The sequence below is a fragment of the Lactobacillus gasseri ATCC 33323 = JCM 1131 genome (assembly GCF_000014425.1).
GTDB classification, from domain to species: Bacteria; Bacillota; Bacilli; order Lactobacillales; family Lactobacillaceae; genus Lactobacillus; species Lactobacillus gasseri.
In genome coordinates this window covers 350,652-368,880 of the sequence record NC_008530.1, presented here as the reverse complement: position 1 = coordinate 368,880, position 18,229 = coordinate 350,652, and the positions used below count along the sequence as shown (strand labels likewise).

Genomic DNA, 18,229 nt, shown 5'->3' with positions numbered 1-18,229 from the left:
CCTCCGTCATTTATTAATATCATTGATTAATAGCTTCAAACATTCATTAGCATGTTGCGTCATGTAAATATATTGTTTTCCAGTAGTGGTAATCATACGAGCATTATTTTGCTTACATTCCTTTGCAAGTTCATCTTTCATGGTATCCATTTGCGGCGCTAAAATTACTACATCCATTCCAGATATTAAATCATGATGTGATCCAAATGCGGCAGCTGCTGCATTTAAAGGTAACTTGTCTTCTTTAGCTAATTTATTAAGTGACTTAGCTAAAATTCCAGATGTCCCACCACCAGCACATAAAACTAAAACATTTAGTGCTTGTTGATCTTTAGTTTTGCCTAGTGGAATCTCAGATTCATTAAATTTAGGCTCAGCAGATGATACAACAGATTTCTTATTATCTTTTTCTTCAAGTTCTTCCTTTTTCTCTTCTTGGGCTAGCATTGAAGCATCATAAGCCTTAAAAAATGGATAATACAATAATGAATCAACTACTAGTAATAAAATTCCTAATAGTAAAGCTAAAATATTAAAACCAGTTCCCATCCACAATCCTAATGTTGGTGGCGTGGTCCATGGTAAGTTGTAAATAAATGACGGCATATGAAGCACATCAACAAAAATTTTAAAGATCCAAACATTAAGAATTGGCGCAAAAATAAAAGGGATAAAGAAAATTGGATTCAAGATCAGTGGAGCACCAAATAAAATAGGTTCATTAACACCAAAAATAACTGGAATTGTTGATGCACGTCCAACTGCTTTTAATTGTTTAGATTTAGACAAAAAGGCAAACATAAACGTTACTACTAAAGTTGCTCCAGTTCCTCCTAAAGTAGCAACAAACATTTGAATTCCTTGTGACAAAATGTGATTAGCGCCTTGAATATTTCCTGAATTAAATGCTCTTAAATTAGCTTCAACATTAGTTAAGTAGATTGCCGTAACTGCTGGTTCAACGATTGAGGGCCCTTGAATTCCGATAAACCAGAAGAACGCCATTGCACCATAAATAATTGCTAATCCAACATACCCATCCGCTGCAGTAAAAAGTGGAGTTAGACTTTTAATTATCCAAGCTGCCAAATTCATATTAGTTAAAGCTCTAAAAATTAACGTAAATGCCCAAAAGAAAGTAGTTGCTATAGCAAAGGGAACAATATTTTTAAAGGCTTGCGCAATATTTTGAGGTACTACATCAGGTAGCGTGATTGTGACATTATGTTTAAAACAAAAATAATAAATATTAGGTACAATAAATGCTACTAAGAAGGCACAAATTAATCCTTTAGTCCCAATCATATCAGTAGCTAAATATAAATTTCCTTTATTTAATAAAGTATCTATTGCCACAAATGCAAAAGAAATTTGAGCCGTATATTGAACTCCAGCAACTGGAATTTGATTAGTTTTTGGCAACTTTAGATTTAAACTTCCAGTTAAGGCCTTGGCTACAGTAGAAGCCGCCATTAAGGACAAAAAGCCCATTGATAAGTTATAAAATAAATTTAAAGCTGTAGCTACTTTTTTAGGCCAAACAAATCCCCAAATTTGGGGCACATTAGCAATTAACAAGAAAAAACTTGAAAAGATAATAATTGGCATTAACGCGATGAAGCCATCACGAATTGCTCTTAAATATTGATTAGTCGCAACTTTTCTAAAGAATGGCTGCGCTTTTTCAATTCTTTTTACCAACCCATCCATTTCTACTCCTCCATTTATTTAGTTCATTTTTTCTTTAAGCTGCTCAATTTCAGCTCGCAAAGCTAAATTTTGCTTATACAAATCAATAAAATATTTCACTTCATCACGTAAAAGCATTGTAGTCATTAATGTATCTTGTCCATGAGACATAATAAAAGTTGTTTCTAATTCTTCACCACTAGCTTCTTGACTCATTAACTTAGTCTGTGCATTATGCGCATCAACTAATGAATTATTTGCTTCTTCGATCAGTTTTTCAGCTTCTTCAAACTTCCCTTCACGTGCTAATTTAAGAGCATTTAACAAGTCTGTTTTGGCATCTCCAGCATAAGCAACAATTGTAAATCCAACCATCGAAATTTCTTCTTTACTAACCATTTTTTTCTCCTAGTATTTTGAACTTTTCTCATAAATTCTTTGAATATGAACAATTAAATATAGCTTTTCTTCATCCGATATTTCCCATTGAAAATCTTGCTTCAGCTGTTCATCTATTTCTTTTACTACTACAAATGATTCTGGATATTCAGATATAAGTTCATCCTTTACTTTCTTAGTAATATCGGATGAGCGAAATTTTTTCCCCTGCTCTAATCTCCTAAAAAGATATTGCAAATGAATCATAAAACGCTCATATTCATCATTATTACTAGCTAATCGATAAATATTATGTTGATCAAGGATCACCTGAACTATGTGCAGCATTTCTTCGATATTGATTATATTTTTTTCTCGATTGACCTGTTTTTTTTCAGGAATCCTTGCATTAATTAAATGCAACATAATATTTTTTCTTTCTGATACAGGTAGCTTAATTTTTAGATCCCGTTCAATTATCTTTACGCTTTCTTGAGCAATCTTATTTTCCAAAGGATATTCATCCTTGATATCAGGAATTTGACTTGTTTGATAAGTATTATCCAAAATTCGATGATAAACTCCTAAAATATGCTCGCTCAATGACAGATAAAAATAATCAAATAATTCATAGTGATATTTTTTATATGCGTGATTAACGACATGCATAGTAGTTACAGCAATATCTATTGGTGTATTCTTTAATAACGAAAAAATAGTTCTTTTTGTTGCACTATTTTCAAGATAAAAAATATTTTCAACTTTACTCGTATCTATCTCCTTTCCTTCAGTTTTTTTGAAAGCAATTCCGTTTCCAACTACAACTGCTTCACGATTATTGCCTAGCTCAACCAAAGCTGAGTTATTATTAAACACGCGCTTGATCAACAACAACTCTCCCACCTCCTTAAAAAAGGATAAAAAAAGACTACTGAATAAACCCACTAGCGTACTGCTAGTTAGAGTTATTCAGTAGTCTCGCCTAATTCAATAGTAACAATCTACTTTTTCAATCTCTTACTAATTGTTATCATATCAGGTTCAGTTAATATGTGCAAGCGTTTTCTTGCATTTTTATTTTTCTGGATGACGGCTATTAAACATCCCATAAAGTAAAACACCAGTTGCTACACTAGCATTTAGCGATTGAACATGGCCAACCATCGGGATCGTTAAAGTTTGATCCATTTGTTTTAACAGAAGGGGTGAAATTCCTTTACCTTCATTACCAATTACAAGAACTGTTTTTCCATTAGCGTTCCACTTACGGTAATCTTCACCTTCCATGGCAGTACCGAAAATCCAGTAACCACGTTTTTTAAGTAACTTGGTAGTTTGCACTAAATTGTTAACTCGAGCTACAGGAACATAATCAATAGCTCCAGTCGAAGTCTTAGCAACAACAGAAGTTAGACCAGTTGCTCTTCTTTTAGGAATAATTACAGCATCAACACCAGTAGCATCACAAGTTCTTAAGATTGAACCCAAATTATGGGGGTCTTCAATTGAGTCAAGCATTAAAATAAAGGGATCTTTCCCATCTTGATCAAATTTATCAAGAAGCTCATCTAAATCTGCATATTCAAATGGAGCCACTGTTAAAACTAATCCTTGATGGTTTTCATGATTAACCATTTGATCCAATTTATTTTTAGGAGCATTTTGCACAACTAAATTCTTTTTACGTGCTAATTGATAAACTTGATTAGCAAATTCTTCTTGAACGCCATTTTGTAAAAACACCTTATTAATTAAGTTAGCATCTTGCGTCTTTAAGAAGTCGATTCCAGCATGACGTCCATACACAAATTCATCATTATTCGAACTCATAGTCGTCTAATCCTCCCTGTTCTACTTGGTCAATGCACCAATTTGCTAGCTCATCAACACGATCTTTTTTACCTAGTAAATCTAAATAGCCAAACATTGCTTCAAAACCTGTTGATAACTTATAGGTATTAATTGAAGTATTTTTAGCATGGGTATGGCTTTTAGCATTTCTTCCGCGCTTGAAGGCTGCTAATTCAGCTTCATCTAACATTTTTAAATCCTGCATTTTTGTAATCAAACCAGCTTGAGCTTTAGCTGAAACATAGTGCGTTGCATATCTTTGAAGCATTTGTGGTTTTACAATACCGCCCTTAACCAAGTGGCGTCTAATATAAACTTCATACACTCCATCCCCTAAATAAGCTAAGGTAAGCGGTCCTAGGCTATCTGGATTGGTCTTTTTCTCTGTCAGTACCTTTGGTTTAAGCACGATGCCACCTCGTTCCTTGTGGAGTATCTTCAATTACAATACCTTTTGCTTGTAATTCATCTCTTAAGCGATCACTCTCAGCCCAGTTTTTATTTTTACGAGCTTCATCACGTTTAGCAACCATAACTTCTATCTCGTCATCATTTTCAGTTTGCTTTTCATTGAAACTAACACCAAAAATTTCAAGCCAAGCAAGCAACAATTTCTTGGCCTTTTTTAAAGCAGGCTTATCCACTTGATTTTTTTGAAGATGCGTATTTAAGTTTGAAGTTAAGTCATACATAATACTCAAAGCATTTTGAACATTAAAATCATCATCCATCGCTTCAATAAACTCAGCCTTTGCCTGCGTTAAATTATCCCTTAAAATACTGTCTTCAAGAGTCTCCTGCTCATCCATTAGGCGAGCGTCAAGATTTCTCAAGGTATTTTGATAACGTTTAAGAACCGTCTCTGCTTGTTTTAAACCATCTTCAGAATAATTAATTGGACGACGGTATTGAACACTAGACATATAGAAACGTAAAACTTGTGGATCAATTTGCTTTAAAATATCATGCACAGTTACAAAATTATGCAGTGACTTAGACATTTTTTCTTGTTTTTTACCCACAGTTACAAAGCCGTTGTGCATCCAATAATTAACAAATTTTTTACCAGTTTTAGCTTCGCTTTGAGCGATTTCGTTTTCATGGTGTGGAAATTCTAAGTCTTGACCACCGCCGTGAATATCAATCGTATCACCTAAATATTTGGTGGACATAACTGAACACTCAATGTGCCAACCCGGACGTCCTTTACCCCATGGAGAATCCCAAGCAATTTCATCGTCATCTTTTTGAGCCTTCCATAAGGCAAAATCAATTGGATCTTCTTTCTTACTTTGCTCTTCTTCATTAATGTGTTCAGAAGCACCTTCTTCAAGTTCAGCAATATTTTGATCGCTTAGCTGACCATAATTAGGGAACTTTTTAGCACGATAATAAACATCCCCGTCAACTTCATAAGCGAAGCCCTTATCAATTAGATCTTGAACAAAATCAATAATTTCTTGAATTTCATGAGTGGCTCTAGGATGAAGAGTAGCTGGCTCAATATTTAATGCCTCTGTATCTTCCATAAAAGCCTTAATATAGCGGTCAGCAAGTTCTCCTACAGTCGTATGTTCTTTACGGGCTTCATTAATCATCTTATCGTCAACATCTGTAAAGTTAGAAACATACTTTACGTCATAGCCACGATATTCAAAATATCTGCGGATTGTATCAAATGCAATTACGCTACGGGCATTTCCAATATGAATATAGTTATAAACAGTTGGTCCACAGACATACATGCTTACTTTACCAGCTACTAATGGCTTAAACTCTTCTTTTTGCCGAGTTAAAGTATTAAAGACCTTCATGATCATCCTTCTTTCACTTAAGACATTTATTTCCTAGTATATTCTAACAAAAAAAGCTACGCTTTCACGTAGCTTTAACTTTATTGGAAATAATTAAAGACCTAAATCGCTTAATTGCTTCAAAGTTAAATCAATGTGCTTGTTAACTTTTTCTTTACCCATTAATTCAATAGCTTCACCGATACCAGGTCCAACCATTGAACGAGTAGCAGCAATTCGAATTGGCATAAATAATTTTCTACCCTTAACGCCAGTTTCACGACGAGTAGCTTGAATTGCGTTCATTACTTGAACAGCAGTAAAGCGAGGAATTGCATTTAATTGTTTCTTGAATTCTTCAATTACAGGACGAGCATCGTCTTTCTTAATTTCTTCGACTTCTGCATCAGATAATTCTGGAGCTTCTTCAAAGAAGATCTTAGTAATATCAACGATCTGCTTAGTGTAAGACATTTGAACAGCGTAAATATTTACCAATTGACGAACCCATTCCATCTTTTCAGGTGAAACTTCTTTACCAACTAATCCTGCTTCTTGTAAGTTATTCAAAGCAAGATCTAATAAAACATCACGATCTGCTTTCTTAACGTATTGGTTATTAATCCATTCAAGCTTCTTTTGATCAAAAGCAGCTGGTGACTTAGATAAACGCTTAGGATCAAATGATTTAATTAATTCTCTTTGTGAGAAAATTTCACTTTCACCAACAGGTGACCAACCAAGCAAAGTAATAAAGTTAAACATTGCTTCTGGCAAGTAACCAAGGTCACGGTATTGTTCAATAAATTGAAGAACTGATTCATCACGCTTAGAAAGCTTCTTGCCAGTTTCAGAGTTAATGATTAAAGTCATGTGACCAAACTTAGGTGGTTCCCAGCCAAGTGCTTCATAAACTACTAATTGCTTAGGAGTGTTAGCTACATGGTCGTCACCTCTAAGAACGTGAGTAATTTCCATTAAGTGGTCATCAATTACAACGGCAAAGTTATAAGTTGGCATGCCATCACGTTTTTGGATAACAAAGTCGCCACCAATAGTATCAGATTCAAATGATACTTTACCCTTAACCATATCATCCCAAGCATAAGTTCTATTTTCAGGAATGTGGATACGAACAACTGGCTTTAAGCCTTTTGCTTCTGCATCTGCTTGAGCTTGCTTAATTTCATCAGCGGTCATACCTTCGTATTCATAAGTGTAGTGAGGAGCAATTCCCATTGCACGTTGTTCTTCACGCTGTGCTTCCAGTTCTTCCTCAGTCTTGTATGAATAGTAGGCCTTACCTTCGTCAATTAATTGCTTAATGTATTTATTGTAAATATCTTTACGCTCTGATTGGCGGTAAGGGCCAAAGTCGCCGCCCTTATCAGGACCTTCATCCCAGTCAATACCTAACCAGTGCAAGTTCTCCATTTGGGACTTAGAACCGCCTTCAACGTTACGTTTTTGGTCAGTATCTTCAATTCTTAAGACCATAGTCCCTTTGTTATGACGTGCAAATAAATAGTTAAATAATGCAGTACGTGCGTTACCGATATGCAAGTGACCTGTTGGACTTGGTGCGTAACGAACACGGATTTTTTGTTTTGCCAAAATTAAAGCGCCTCTTTCAAAATTTATTAAAATTCATCCATTTAAGTGTAACTTTTAACGAGCAAAAGTTCAATCTATCTTCTAATTAAAAACCAGTTTTAAAGCTTGTGGCAGACTTGCTACACCAATTACTTCAATTGCAGAATTATTCTTAAGCTCAGTAGTTAAATTATGTTTAGGGATAAAAATTCGCTTAAAGCCTACCTTAGCAGCTTCTTTAACTCTAGCTTCAATTTGATTAACTCTTCTAATTTCACCAGTTAAACCAACCTCTCCTACAAAACAATCAGTAGCAGAAATTTCTTTATTTTTATAACTAGAAGCTACAGCCATACAGATTGCCAAATCAATCGCTGGCTCATTTAACTTAATTCCGCCTGTTGCCGTTAAAAATGCATCTTGATTTTGCAACATTAGGTTACCACGTTTTTCTAAAACCGCTAATAATAAGGCTACACGATTGAAATCTAACCCCGATGTAGTTCTTTTAGCATATCCAAAGGCAGTTGGAGTTACCAAGGCCTGAATATCTGCTAAAAGTGGCCTTGTTCCTTCAAGCGAAACTACAACTGCTGACCCTGTAGAATTGGGTAAGCGTTCGTCTAAGAAAATTGCTGAAGGATTATTCACTTCTGTTAGTCCTTCATTTTTCATTTCAAACATGCCAATTTCATTAGCTGCCCCAAAACGATTTTTAACAGATCTTAAAATTCGATATGAATGGTGGCCATCCCCCTCAAAGTAAAGAACAGTGTCAACCATATGTTCCATAATCTTAGGACCAGCAATAGCACCTTCTTTAGTCACATGTCCAATAACAAAAGTAGTAATCTGATCATTCTTAGCAATTTTCATTAACTCACTCGTAACTTCTCGAACTTGAGAAGCAGATCCTACCATCGAATCAAGAGATGGCTCATTCATTGTTTGAATAGAATCGATTACTAAAAAATCCGGCTTAATCTCATCAATCTGTTCACGAATATTCTGCATATTGGTTTCAGGATAAAGCAAAATTCCACTGTTGCTTACACCTAGACGGTCAGCTCGCATTTTTATCTGACTAGCCGACTCTTCCCCTGAAACATATAAAACGCTATGCTCTTTAGCTAAAGCGCCGGTAATTTGGAGCATCAAAGTTGATTTGCCAATTCCAGGATCTCCACCAATTAAAACTAAAGAACCTGGAACTATTCCGCCCCCTAGAACTCGATTTAATTCTTCAAACGGCGTTACAATTCTTTTTTCTTTTTCAGCTTTTACTTCATTTAATTTTACTGGATCATTATTTCCAATTTTAGTCATTAAACGGCTGGCAGTTGCCTTAGTTGATACTTTTTTTACTTCTTGAGTTTCTTCTTCAAATTGATTCCAAGCACCGCAGTTAGGGCATCTACCTAAATAAGAAGCTGAAATATAACCACAATTGCGACACTTGTAACGGGTTTTAACTTTTGCCATTATTCCTCATTCCTTGTTCCAGAAGAGCCGAATCCACCAAGCCGTTGTCTTTGAACTGGTTCATCATTATCAGCTTTCAGATAAGGCATAAAAATTCCTTGACCAATTCGCTCGCCTTTCTTAATTTTTAGTGGACGAACTCCGTAATTAATCAGTTGGAAGTAAATCTCACCTTCATTTTTTTCATTATTATAATAGTCACTATCAATTACTCCGATACCATTCGGCAAGGTAACATTACGCTTATATGTATTAGACGAGCGATTAGCAAGAATCAAAACTTCATCTTCTGGCATATATGCTTTAATTCCCGTTGGTACTAAAAAAGGCTTTAAAACTTTTTCTGCTAGTTCAAGGTCTCGTTCATTTAGCTCATGACTATTTCTAATTAATCTAAAAATTCTAACAAAATTCGTACACCAAATTGATGGTAAAACTATATCTTGTGCACATTCAAAATCATATCCTGCGCTAGCAATTGTTTGTCTTTGCGGCAAGTGTAAGCCAGCATTACGGTATTTAGATACTATTTCAAAACCACGTTTTTTCATTAATTTCCCCTCTTTTTCCTAGACCTATATTTTACGTTAATTCTCGTAAGATGTCCCTGATTATATATACGAAAAAAATCATTTATTTTTTTAATAAATTTTATGATTAGATATTCTTTTGTTCAATCACTAGACGTTCATCTTTAATTTAAGCTAAAATAGAATTAAGCTTTTTTTAATCAAGGAGGATTTTATGAGCAAAGAAATTACAAATGATCTTATCAATGATTTTGAAAATGACTTTAACTCAAGTAAAGCAAACAAAATTGCTGCAAGAGCTGCTCAAGAAAACGGCATTTTCAAAGCTAGTCAAAATTTACAAACTAAAATTAACTTAGACCCAACTTTTTCAATTGAAATCGACACTGGTAAAGTTGCTAACCAAAAACAATCTGGTCGTTGCTGGATGTTTAGTGCTTTAAATACTATGCGTCATTCGATTCAAAAGAATTTCAAAATTAAGGATTTTGAATTATCTCAAAACTACACTAACTTCTGGGATAAATTTGAAAAATCAAACTGGTTCTTTGAAAATGTTATCGCTACTGCTGACAAAGACTTAGGCGATCGTAAAGTTAGTTTCTTATTCACTACTCCACAACAAGATGGTGGTCAATGGGACATGCTTTGCGGAATTATTGAAAAATACGGCATTGCTCCAAAGAAAGTTTATCCAGAAACTGCCAATGCAACAAATTCTAGTGCTTTAAACGATACTTTAAATACTTTGCTTAGAAAAGATGGTCTTGAATTACGTAAGATGGTTCAAGATGGGAAGAGCGAAGATGAAGTTCAAGCACGTAAGAATGAAATGCTTCGTGAAGTTTACCGTATTTTAGCCATTTCTCTTGGTGTTCCACCTAAGAAATTTGATTTTGAATACAAAGACGACGATGGCAACTATCACAGAGATGCTGACTTGAGCCCACAAGACTTCTTTAAGAAATATGTTAACTGGGATTTGAGTCAATATATTTCCACAATTAATGCCCCAACTAAGGATAAGCCTTTCCACAAGGTATTTTCTGTTGAATACTTAGGAAACGTTGAAGGCGGTCGTCAAGTTCGTCACTTGAATTTACCAGTTGATGAAATGAAAGACTTAATTATCAAGCAACTTAAAAATGGTGAAGTTGTTTGGTTTGGTTCAAATGTTGTTAAAGACTCTGAACGTCAAGCTGGTTTACTAGACACCGAATTGTACAAGCGCGATGATCTGTTTGATGTTGACTTTAATATGTCAAAAGCTGATATGCTTGATTCAGGCGAAAGTATGATGGATCACGCCATGGTTATAACTGGTGTTGATTTAGTAGATGGCAAACCAACTAAGTGGAAGATTGAAAACTCATGGGGCGAAAAACCAGGATTTAAAGGTTACTTTGTCATGAGTGATAAGTGGTTTGATAAATTTGTTTACCAAGCAGTTATCAACAAGAAATACCTTAGCGACGACTTGAAGAAAGCATTTGAAGAAGGAAGCAAAGATCCAATTCAATTACTTCCTTGGGATCCAATGGGTGCTTTAGCTAAGAATTATTAGTATAAATTTTAAAACAGACAAAAAACACTTCAAACTGTATCTTTTACAGTTGAAGTGTTTTTTTCTACCAAATATGCAATAAACGAGTAGGGTCAATCTTACTTAAATTAAATTGATGAACATGTTGATGTTCATTTTCTGGAAATTCTTTGACAAAATCAGCTACATTATATAACCCAGTCGAGTAAGACCAAACTCCTTTTACTTTTCGAATAGGATCTAACATTTCATTTCGAATTGGATAAGCAGAAATCAAGAAATGCTTGTGGTGGAACTTAAACACAAAATATGGAAGTCTAAATTGTTCAATAACTTCATCCCTAGTTTTACCTAAGGTAATAACATTTCGATAAGTTCCATATTTTCTAGTAAATTCATCATTAAAAGAAAAATAAAAATTAGAAATATGAACATGTGGGAAATCTTCTGGCTTAACTTTATCTGGTACACAAACCACATGTGAATAATGATCTAGATTCTTTTCTCTTTGACTTAAAGCTCGCTCCATTCCATTAGGCAAAATAGAATATGCCCAAGATGGTACTTCCGGGTTAGCTTCATATTGCTCATACATCATCTTTATTACGTCAGGCTTAACCCAATCATAGTGCATTCTAGTTTGATTTCTGCGCAGTAAGCTCTCTAAGCTATTATTTTGCATTAAATCAACTACAAATAGTTCATAGCGATATTTTTCAACCCAAGGACGAAAATGTTCAATTTTATCAGGTGTGATATGTGTGCCATCGACAATAACAGTTTCGCCATAGGCCATTTTATGTTGGACCAAATTATCAACCATCTGCTCTGTACGCACAGTTACATGACGAGGAATAACTTGGTGCAAATGGTCAGTACTCTCTTCATAATAGACCGTCAAATCCGCCAAGAGCAGCCTAATTTCATCACGAGAAATAGCGTAAGGCTGCAAGTGGTGACGAGCAATAAAGGAAGATTTTCCAGATCCTGGTGCTCCTCTTAATAAAAATATTTTACGCATTATTTTCTCCTACTCTACAAGAATTTGTTCAAATATACTCGTAAAAAATTTTACCATAAAAATACCTATACAAACTATTAAAAAAGGAGCAGACCAAAAGTCTACTCGCTTAGTGCAAAATTTCTTTTTTAATAATATGCAAGTCAGAATCAAAAGTATAAACAATTGGTTCTGCATTTGGAACTTCAACCTTCACAATATCTTTATTGCTGATACCCTCAATTTTTTTAATAAGGGCACGCAGACTTGATCCATGAGCTACAATTAGTTGATCGTGACCAGACATTAATTCAGGCGCAATATGGTCCCAAAAATATGGCATCAATCGGTCTTGAGTTTGATGCAAACTTTCTCCCTGCGGCATCAAGCGCATATCATACTTTTGATATCTGCGGTCTTGAACAGGCTGAGTTAGAAGTGGTGGTACACTATCAAATCCACGCCTCCACTTTAATACTTGTTCTTTACCAAAGATCTTTTTTGAAACATCTTTATTAATGCCTCTTAAAGCTCCATAGTGTCTTTCATTTAAGCGCCAAGTTTTAGTAATTGGTAAATAGAGAAAACTACAAACATCCGCAATTATATTTGCAGTCATAATTGCACGTGACAGAACAGAAGTGTGGATATGAGTAGGTACAAAATCAGGAATCTTAGCTACTTTGAGCCCTGCATCTTTAGCTTGTTCAATTCCTTTTTTACTCAACGGCACGTCATTCCAGCCAGTATATACATTATCTCGATTTGCTATGCTTTCTCCGTGTCGAACTAAAACCAACTTAACCAAATTTCTTACCACCTAATCCTAATGCATAAATAGCATAATAATTCCGCCAATTGTAAAAATCGTCCCTAAAATTGCAAAAGAAATAGCATCTGCTTTACTACCTCTTTTAGTCACTTTCTTTTCTTGATAGCGATTATAAGCATAGTACAAGTCCCATAAACCAACAATTAGAACAATCACAGCTACCCAAATATTTACTTTCATTTTATTTATCGTCCTTATGTACGCTAGTTCCGTTTACCCACTGATCAAGATCTCTGACGCCCTTTTTAAAGGCTTTAACAGAATTTTGATAAACTTTTCCACCATTTTTCTTCAAATAGTCGCCCGCTTGTTGTCCTTTTTCAGTCATATGATCTTTAATGTCAGGCCAATCGTTTTCAGCAAAATCTTTAAATTGATCACTAGCTTTTTGTTGATAATTTTTTAGGCTTTCTTTTAAGTCATCTGTATCGAATTTCATTTTTTTCTCCATAAAAATAAAAGGCTTTGCCCCTATTTTACCAAATAGCAGCAAAACCAGAATAACTAATCTTCTTTATCTGCAAAAATCATCTTATCATCAATTCCGCGAGTACATTCTGCTTGCAATGTTACATGATTAATTCCAAGAGATTTTAACTTTTCCGCAATTTCTGTATAAATTTTTTCTAGCTGAACAGCGTCCAGGTTCTTATCCACATTAATGTGAGCATCAAGCATTGTCACATTATCTGAATATTGCCAGACATGGACATGGTGAATATTATTCACATGTGGACAAGACAAGACTAGCTCATTTACCTTGTTTAAATCGATGCTTGGGTTTGTTTCCATCAAAATATTAGCTGCCTTAATTGTTACTTCATATGCTTCTTTGAGTAAAAATACCGAAGCAGCGATTGTTAACACTGGATCAATCCAGTAAATTTTCCAAATTGAAATAACGATTGCGCCCAAAACTACAGCTACACTAGTAATTGCATCAGAAAGCATATTTAAAAAAGTAGCTTTAGCATTAAGGCTCGTCTTAGCCTCTTTCATAACTACAAACATCGAAATGACATTTGCTGCTAGACCAATTAAAGAAACAATCAACATAATCATTCCTCTAATTGGCTCTGGATGGCTGAAACGTTGAATTCCTTCAATAAACAAATAGATACTAATTACAATTAAAATAATTCCATTAGTAAAGGCTGCTAAAATTTCGGCACGATCATAACCAAAAGTTTTGCTGGTGTTTCTTTTTCTTTTAGAAATTAAATTAGCGACAAAGGCTAAAACTATCGAACCAACATCGCTTAAGTTATGCACAGCATCGGATAACAACGCTAGCGATCCAGAAATTGCCCCACCAATAAATTCAGCAATTGTAATAATAATATTTAATAGTGTTACCCAAAAATAACGTAATGATGATTTATCTTTCATGTTTTTTCTCCATAAATATATCGAATTTGGTATACTTATATGCAGAAAGTATAATATTCCATTTTCGATATATTGTCAATGAGGTTTGGTGATCATAATGAGGTTAAATACATCCCTAGTTAACGAAGCAGCTAAGATATACAAGGTTTTGAGTAATAGCAGACGAATCTCAATTTTATTTTTCTTACGTAATTCTTCTAAAGAAGTCGATGTTTCAACAATTGCAACTACACTTGAACTAGCTCAACCCGTCGTGTCAAAGCAATTAGGAATTTTAGAAAAGTATAATCTAGTTAAACATCATAAGCATGGGACACATGTTTTTTACTTTTTAAACGATCCTGACGTCTTATCAATGATTGACGCAATGATTGAGCATGTTGAACATACTGCTAAAGAACATCCCTCTAACCTATACTAAAAAAGATGCAACTAAATAGTTACATCTTATAAATTTGGAATATCAGTATTTTTGACACCATAATTAATAATTCTAAATTTTCCACTATTGTCAATAATTCCGCGAGTAACGCTGCCATTATCAGGAAATGGGATATCATGATCACCACTTGCTTGATCCCAATATTTAATCCCTAAAGTCTTAATAAAATCACCATGAGATACTACTAATACTCTTCCTAATCCTTTAGTTTCTTGGGCTAATTGACTAATTGCTTGATCCATACGATTATCTAGTGCCTCAGCATCTTCAGCTAAATGACGGGGATCAGCCTTTTTAGTAGCTTCACGGAAATCATGGATCCCAAGTGTCTGAATAATTTTTACTACATCACTCGTTGGTTTCATGCCACCAGCTTTTGCAACTTTTTCCCAAGTTTCATCAATATCGTCGCCTTCAAAAGTTCCAAAAAATACCTCGCGAAAGGCTGGAAGCTTCTTTATTTTGCCAATTTCTGAAACCTCATTTGTATCTGCAATTAAGTGAACCGTATCAATGGCTCGCTTCAAGTCAGAACTGTACATTTTATCAAAGTGAACCTGCGATAAATTAGAAGCAGTTACCTTCAAATCATTAATTCCTTTGACAGTCAATGGAGAATCAGCCCAACCTTGAACTTTATTCAACTGATTAAACATCGTTTCTCCATGTCTTACTAAATAAACTTCAGTAGCCATTTTTTACCCTCTTTCCTTAAATTGTTTCACAAATTTTATTACAATTATCTCAATGTTAACAGAATACTACGTTATTTCAAGTATTTTTAAAATCAATACTATATTTAGTGTTTCACATATTTTCTACTACAAGATCCTCACCCATTCCTTCATTTTCCTTTCTACATTTATATACGCAATTTTTAGTTAATTTTTTCAATCCTCAAATAAAAAAAGATCAAGTCATTGCGTTAAAATAAGGAATGTATAGTAATTACTAAAAAAGGAGGACTTTTTTATGACAAAAGTAGCTGTTGTCTTTGCAGACGGTTGTGAAGAAGTTGAAGGCCTAAGTGTCGTTGATGTCTTACGTCGTTTAAATATTGACTGTGACATGGTTGGTCTAGATAAAAAAGAAATTGATGGTGACCATCATATCTTGCTTACTTGTGATAAAGTTGTGGATGATTCACTTCTTGATTATGATCTTGTTGCTTTCCCTGGTGGCAGAACTGGAGCTTTGAATTTAAGAAATAATAAGAAGCTTGCAGACTTGATGATTCAAAGAAATAAGGCTGGCAAGTGGGATGCCGCAATGTGTGCAGCTCCAATTGCTTTAGGGCACTATGGTTTATTAGAAGGTGCTAACTACACTTGTTATCCAGGCTTTGAAAAACAAATCGAAGAAGAATGTCCAAACGGTCACTTTAGCACTGATATTACTGTTGTTGATAAAGAACACAAGATTATCACTAGCCGTGGTCCAGCTACTGCTTGGGCATATGCTTACACTATTGCTCGGACGCTTGGGCACGATACCAGTGACCTAGAAAAGGGTATGCTTTACGACTACTTAGCTAAAAATATTGACGCTAGTCTTTAACTAATAAATCTAACGAAAAAGAGATCAGATTTTAATGTCTGATCTCTTTTTCGTATATAGCAGTTAAAAGTTGACTTTTAACCTCATCCCTAAGCTAAAAATCCGTGTAGTACAAAAACATGCCTACGGTCTTACTCAGCTCTGCATCTACACTTTAATTACAATTAATTTTCTCTTAGCACTTACTATCCATAGTATAACATCTTTTATTTTAACTTGAAATACTATGCACAAATATATGATAAATTACAAACGAGCTATTTGATAACCATTTCGCAAAAAATGTTCCACCTCTTCCGGCTCACGTCCAGTTAAGCGATGAAAATCGTCTGATGTTGCGCTTAATAATCCTTTTGCACCACCAGCATACATTGATGCTAATTCTTTTCCATCGCCTTCTTGGGCATAAATTTTAGCAAATTCAGTAGTTGTGACCGGTGCATAACCAATTTTATGATCAGTAATTCGTGACATAATATAGGACAATTCAACCATATTATAATTTTTATCCATACTTAGTAAATAAGTCTGACCTTGATCACGCATCACAGGTTGCATAGCTAAGCAAGCAATCGCATGAGCACTATCATTTCGAGTAATAAAAGAAAGTGGCTGGGTACCAACAGGATAAATTATGTTCTTACGCTTAATTAATTCTTCAAGATATGGAACTAAGGGATCAGCATAAAGACTATTTTTCACAATACTATACTCAACATTTGAGCTAGCTAATCGCCTTGGTACATAAGCATAAAATGGCGACATCACAAAAGGATTATTTTCTTGGTCCGCAAAAAAGCTAACAAAAATTAATTTTGCTTTTGCATTTTTTACTACTTGCAACACATTTTCAAATTCTGTAATCCTTTTTTGCAAATCATAAGTAAGACTAGGAATATAAACAACCAAGTCAACGCCAGAAACTGCTTTTTGAAGAGTATCTAAATCAAAGTAATCTAGCTTAACCTTTTCAACAGCTAGATCATCAAACTTATTCGCTTTTTTTAAATTATGAATTCCAACCCGAATATTATTTTCAGAAGTCATAGTTCTAAGCCAACGAGTAACCTTTTCACCTAAGTTACCTGTTGCTCCAGTAATTAAATATTTCATGTAAATAATATAGAACCTTTCTTAGGATACCTTGTCTATATTATTATAGTTCAAAACTTTCACAATTTCTTAATCGAAGTTTAAATATATCTTTTTTGGCCTACTTTTTTCTTCACTTTGCATATATTTTTCATGCAGTTTCATTAATCTTGATCTTAATTCACTACTAAAAACAAATTCATTAATTGGTGGATGTCCCCAACGTGGATTACTATGCAAAATTGACTCAATTCCAATAATTATATCTAATGGTATAAATATTGTGGTTACTTTACCACTTCTTAACCCTAAAGTGCCATAGTCGATATCATACCATATTAAAGTTAAGCATTTACCTTTATTTGACAAATAAGGTTCATCAGCAAAACCTTCATAAGTCTTTCTACCTTTTATAGTTACTCGAGTCATTTGTCCTAAGCAACTATATTTACGATCCATTATCTCTTCAAAATTGATAAATCTTGAAAATAATACTTCACCATTAAATTTATATCTAGTGTATATAATCATCTTTATTCCCTATTATTAATTTTAACTCTCTAAAAACATAATACTTTTATATTGAATAATTATACCTATCAAAAAAAGACACCCCTTGCGAGATGTCTTTTGTATAAAACGTAATATAAATATTAACGCTTTGAGAATTGTGAAGCTTTGCGGGCTTTCTTCAAACCTGGCTTCTTTCTTTCCTTCATTCTTGGGTCACGAGTTAACATACCAGCCTTCTTAAGTGGACCACGGAAATCTGGGTCAACTTCAAGAAGTGCACGTGCAATACCTAAACGAATTGCACCAGCTTGTCCTGAGAAGCCACCACCGTTAACATTAACTTCAACGTTGTATTGACCTTCAGTTTCAGTTAATGCTAATGGTTGCTTCATATCTTGAACCAAGTTAGGGTATGGAATGTACTTAGTTACGTCTTCTTTGTTAATGGTAATTTGACCGTTACCTGGTACTAAACGTACGCGGGCAACAGAATCTTTACGACGACCAGTTCCAGCGTAAGCTGCTTGTTGTGCCATTATTTAAAA

The 18,229-nt window shown here is 34.4% G+C and carries 21 protein-coding genes; 3 read left to right on the top strand and 18 right to left on the bottom strand.

The window, feature by feature from the left end:
* Nucleotides 1-6 precede the first annotated feature (6 nt).
* The 9 genes from LGAS_RS01685 to LGAS_RS01645 all read right to left on the bottom strand — a co-directional run bounded on the left by LGAS_RS01685 (nt 7) and on the right by LGAS_RS01645 (nt 9,337).
* Nucleotides 7-1,710, bottom strand: coding sequence for a PTS lactose transporter subunit IIBC (locus LGAS_RS01685; RefSeq protein ID WP_003655892.1), 1,704 nt, complete (start codon nt 1,708-1,710; stop codon nt 7-9).
* An 18-nt stretch (nt 1,711-1,728) separates the two neighbouring features.
* Nucleotides 1,729-2,088 carry a PTS sugar transporter subunit IIA gene (locus tag LGAS_RS01680; protein ID WP_003647788.1) on the bottom strand — a complete coding sequence of 120 codons (360 nt, stop codon included), beginning with the start codon at nt 2,086-2,088 and terminating at the stop codon, nt 1,729-1,731.
* Nucleotides 2,089-2,097: 9 nt separating this feature from the next.
* Nucleotides 2,098-2,970, bottom strand: coding sequence for a PRD domain-containing protein (locus tag LGAS_RS01675; RefSeq protein ID WP_003647789.1), 873 nt, complete (start codon nt 2,968-2,970; stop codon nt 2,098-2,100).
* 171 nt (nt 2,971-3,141) lie between these two features.
* Nucleotides 3,142-3,897 carry a 23S rRNA (guanosine(2251)-2'-O)-methyltransferase RlmB gene (gene rlmB / locus LGAS_RS01670; protein ID WP_003647790.1) on the bottom strand — a complete coding sequence of 252 codons (756 nt, stop codon included), beginning with the start codon at nt 3,895-3,897 and terminating at the stop codon, nt 3,142-3,144.
* A complete protein-coding gene (locus tag LGAS_RS01665; RefSeq protein WP_003647791.1) occupies nt 3,884-4,327 on the bottom strand; it encodes a Mini-ribonuclease 3 in 444 nt (147 codons plus the stop codon). Before LGAS_RS01665 ends, rlmB begins: the two co-directional genes overlap by 14 nt.
* Nucleotides 4,320-5,732 (bottom strand): cysteine--tRNA ligase, encoded by a 1,413-nt coding sequence (cysS, locus tag LGAS_RS01660; RefSeq protein ID WP_025012201.1) that lies wholly within the window; start codon nt 5,730-5,732, stop codon nt 4,320-4,322. Before cysS ends, LGAS_RS01665 begins: the two co-directional genes overlap by 8 nt.
* 93 nt (nt 5,733-5,825) lie before the next feature.
* Nucleotides 5,826-7,325 carry a glutamate--tRNA ligase gene (gene gltX / locus LGAS_RS01655; protein ID WP_003647793.1) on the bottom strand — a complete coding sequence of 500 codons (1,500 nt, stop codon included), beginning with the start codon at nt 7,323-7,325 and terminating at the stop codon, nt 5,826-5,828.
* Between the two features lie 81 nt (nt 7,326-7,406).
* Nucleotides 7,407-8,786, bottom strand: coding sequence for a DNA repair protein RadA (gene radA / locus LGAS_RS01650; protein WP_003656608.1), 1,380 nt, complete (start codon nt 8,784-8,786; stop codon nt 7,407-7,409).
* Nucleotides 8,786-9,337: a dCTP deaminase/dUTPase family protein gene (locus LGAS_RS01645; RefSeq protein WP_003647794.1), complete on the bottom strand. Its 552-nt coding sequence runs from the start codon at nt 9,335-9,337 to the stop codon at nt 8,786-8,788. The genes radA and LGAS_RS01645 overlap by 1 nt, the downstream gene beginning before the upstream one ends.
* 193 nt (nt 9,338-9,530) lie before the next feature.
* On the opposite strand from LGAS_RS01645, the gene pepC reads away from it, so the two are divergent.
* Nucleotides 9,531-10,880, top strand: coding sequence for an aminopeptidase C (gene pepC / locus LGAS_RS01640; RefSeq protein ID WP_003655851.1), 1,350 nt, complete (start codon nt 9,531-9,533; stop codon nt 10,878-10,880).
* A gap of 64 nt (nt 10,881-10,944) precedes the next feature.
* Here pepC and LGAS_RS01635 read toward each other — a convergent pair whose 3' ends face one another.
* The 5 genes from LGAS_RS01635 to LGAS_RS01615 all read right to left on the bottom strand — a co-directional run bounded on the left by LGAS_RS01635 (nt 10,945) and on the right by LGAS_RS01615 (nt 14,080).
* Complete coding sequence (locus LGAS_RS01635) at nt 10,945-11,880, bottom strand: AAA family ATPase (RefSeq protein WP_003647795.1); 936 nt, start codon at nt 11,878-11,880, stop codon at nt 10,945-10,947.
* A gap of 109 nt (nt 11,881-11,989) precedes the next feature.
* Nucleotides 11,990-12,667 (bottom strand): 2,3-bisphosphoglycerate-dependent phosphoglycerate mutase, encoded by a 678-nt coding sequence (locus tag LGAS_RS01630; protein WP_025012200.1) that lies wholly within the window; start codon nt 12,665-12,667, stop codon nt 11,990-11,992.
* Nucleotides 12,668-12,685: 18 nt separating this feature from the next.
* Nucleotides 12,686-12,871: a hypothetical protein gene (locus LGAS_RS01625; RefSeq protein WP_003647798.1), complete on the bottom strand. Its 186-nt coding sequence runs from the start codon at nt 12,869-12,871 to the stop codon at nt 12,686-12,688.
* A 1-nt stretch (nt 12,872) separates the two neighbouring features.
* A complete protein-coding gene (locus LGAS_RS01620; protein ID WP_003655837.1) occupies nt 12,873-13,130 on the bottom strand; it encodes a hypothetical protein in 258 nt (85 codons plus the stop codon).
* 65 nt (nt 13,131-13,195) lie between these two features.
* Nucleotides 13,196-14,080, bottom strand: a complete 885-nt coding sequence (locus LGAS_RS01615; protein ID WP_003647800.1) for a cation diffusion facilitator family transporter — start codon at nt 14,078-14,080, stop codon at nt 13,196-13,198.
* Between the two features lie 97 nt (nt 14,081-14,177).
* Here LGAS_RS01615 and LGAS_RS01610 point away from each other — a divergent pair, with 97 nt between their 5' ends.
* Nucleotides 14,178-14,501, top strand: a complete 324-nt coding sequence (locus tag LGAS_RS01610; protein ID WP_003647801.1) for an ArsR/SmtB family transcription factor — start codon at nt 14,178-14,180, stop codon at nt 14,499-14,501.
* Nucleotides 14,502-14,527: 26 nt separating this feature from the next.
* On the opposite strand, the gene LGAS_RS01605 is transcribed toward LGAS_RS01610, so the two are convergent.
* Nucleotides 14,528-15,217 (bottom strand): histidine phosphatase family protein, encoded by a 690-nt coding sequence (locus LGAS_RS01605; RefSeq protein WP_003647802.1) that lies wholly within the window; start codon nt 15,215-15,217, stop codon nt 14,528-14,530.
* A 277-nt stretch (nt 15,218-15,494) separates the two neighbouring features.
* On the opposite strand from LGAS_RS01605, the gene LGAS_RS01600 reads away from it, so the two are divergent.
* On the top strand, nt 15,495-16,079 hold the full coding sequence (locus LGAS_RS01600) for a DJ-1 family glyoxalase III (RefSeq protein WP_003647803.1): 585 nt from the start codon (nt 15,495-15,497) through the stop codon (nt 16,077-16,079).
* A gap of 246 nt (nt 16,080-16,325) precedes the next feature.
* Here the strand turns inward: LGAS_RS01600 and LGAS_RS01595 are convergent, their stop codons facing one another.
* The 3 genes from LGAS_RS01595 to rpsI all read right to left on the bottom strand — a co-directional run bounded on the left by LGAS_RS01595 (nt 16,326) and on the right by rpsI (nt 18,220).
* On the bottom strand, nt 16,326-17,192 hold the full coding sequence (locus LGAS_RS01595) for an NmrA family NAD(P)-binding protein (protein ID WP_003651308.1): 867 nt from the start codon (nt 17,190-17,192) through the stop codon (nt 16,326-16,328).
* 69 nt (nt 17,193-17,261) lie between these two features.
* Nucleotides 17,262-17,702: a hypothetical protein gene (locus LGAS_RS01590; RefSeq protein WP_003647804.1), complete on the bottom strand. Its 441-nt coding sequence runs from the start codon at nt 17,700-17,702 to the stop codon at nt 17,262-17,264.
* A 122-nt stretch (nt 17,703-17,824) separates the two neighbouring features.
* Nucleotides 17,825-18,220 carry a 30S ribosomal protein S9 gene (gene rpsI / locus LGAS_RS01585; protein ID WP_003647805.1) on the bottom strand — a complete coding sequence of 132 codons (396 nt, stop codon included), beginning with the start codon at nt 18,218-18,220 and terminating at the stop codon, nt 17,825-17,827.
* Nucleotides 18,221-18,229 lie beyond the last annotated feature (9 nt).

Bases quoted from the DNA above. Each gene is read 5' to 3' on its own strand.
- LGAS_RS01685 (WP_003655892.1), bottom strand. From the start codon at position 1,710: ATGGATGGGTTGGTAAAAAGAATTGAAAAAGCGCAGCCATTCTTTAGA.
- LGAS_RS01680 (WP_003647788.1), bottom strand. From the start codon at position 2,088: ATGGTTAGTAAAGAAGAAATTTCGATGGTTGGATTTACAATTGTTGCT.
- rlmB (WP_003647790.1), bottom strand. From the start codon at position 3,897: ATGAGTTCGAATAATGATGAATTTGTGTATGGACGTCATGCTGGAATC.
- cysS (WP_025012201.1), bottom strand. From the start codon at position 5,732: ATGAAGGTCTTTAATACTTTAACTCGGCAAAAAGAAGAGTTTAAGCCA.
- radA (WP_003656608.1), bottom strand. From the start codon at position 8,786: ATGGCAAAAGTTAAAACCCGTTACAAGTGTCGCAATTGTGGTTATATT.
- LGAS_RS01645 (WP_003647794.1), bottom strand. From the start codon at position 9,337: ATGAAAAAACGTGGTTTTGAAATAGTATCTAAATACCGTAATGCTGGC.
- pepC (WP_003655851.1), top strand. From the start codon at position 9,531: ATGAGCAAAGAAATTACAAATGATCTTATCAATGATTTTGAAAATGAC.
- LGAS_RS01635 (WP_003647795.1), bottom strand. From the start codon at position 11,880: ATGCGTAAAATATTTTTATTAAGAGGAGCACCAGGATCTGGAAAATCT.
- LGAS_RS01625 (WP_003647798.1), bottom strand. From the start codon at position 12,871: ATGAAAGTAAATATTTGGGTAGCTGTGATTGTTCTAATTGTTGGTTTA.
- LGAS_RS01620 (WP_003655837.1), bottom strand. From the start codon at position 13,130: ATGAAATTCGATACAGATGACTTAAAAGAAAGCCTAAAAAATTATCAA.
- LGAS_RS01615 (WP_003647800.1), bottom strand. From the start codon at position 14,080: ATGAAAGATAAATCATCATTACGTTATTTTTGGGTAACACTATTAAAT.
- LGAS_RS01610 (WP_003647801.1), top strand. From the start codon at position 14,178: ATGAGGTTAAATACATCCCTAGTTAACGAAGCAGCTAAGATATACAAG.
- LGAS_RS01605 (WP_003647802.1), bottom strand. From the start codon at position 15,217: ATGGCTACTGAAGTTTATTTAGTAAGACATGGAGAAACGATGTTTAAT.
- LGAS_RS01600 (WP_003647803.1), top strand. From the start codon at position 15,495: ATGACAAAAGTAGCTGTTGTCTTTGCAGACGGTTGTGAAGAAGTTGAA.
- LGAS_RS01595 (WP_003651308.1), bottom strand. From the start codon at position 17,192: ATGAAATATTTAATTACTGGAGCAACAGGTAACTTAGGTGAAAAGGTT.
- LGAS_RS01590 (WP_003647804.1), bottom strand. From the start codon at position 17,702: ATGATTATATACACTAGATATAAATTTAATGGTGAAGTATTATTTTCA.
- rpsI (WP_003647805.1), bottom strand. From the start codon at position 18,220: ATGGCACAACAAGCAGCTTACGCTGGAACTGGTCGTCGTAAAGATTCT.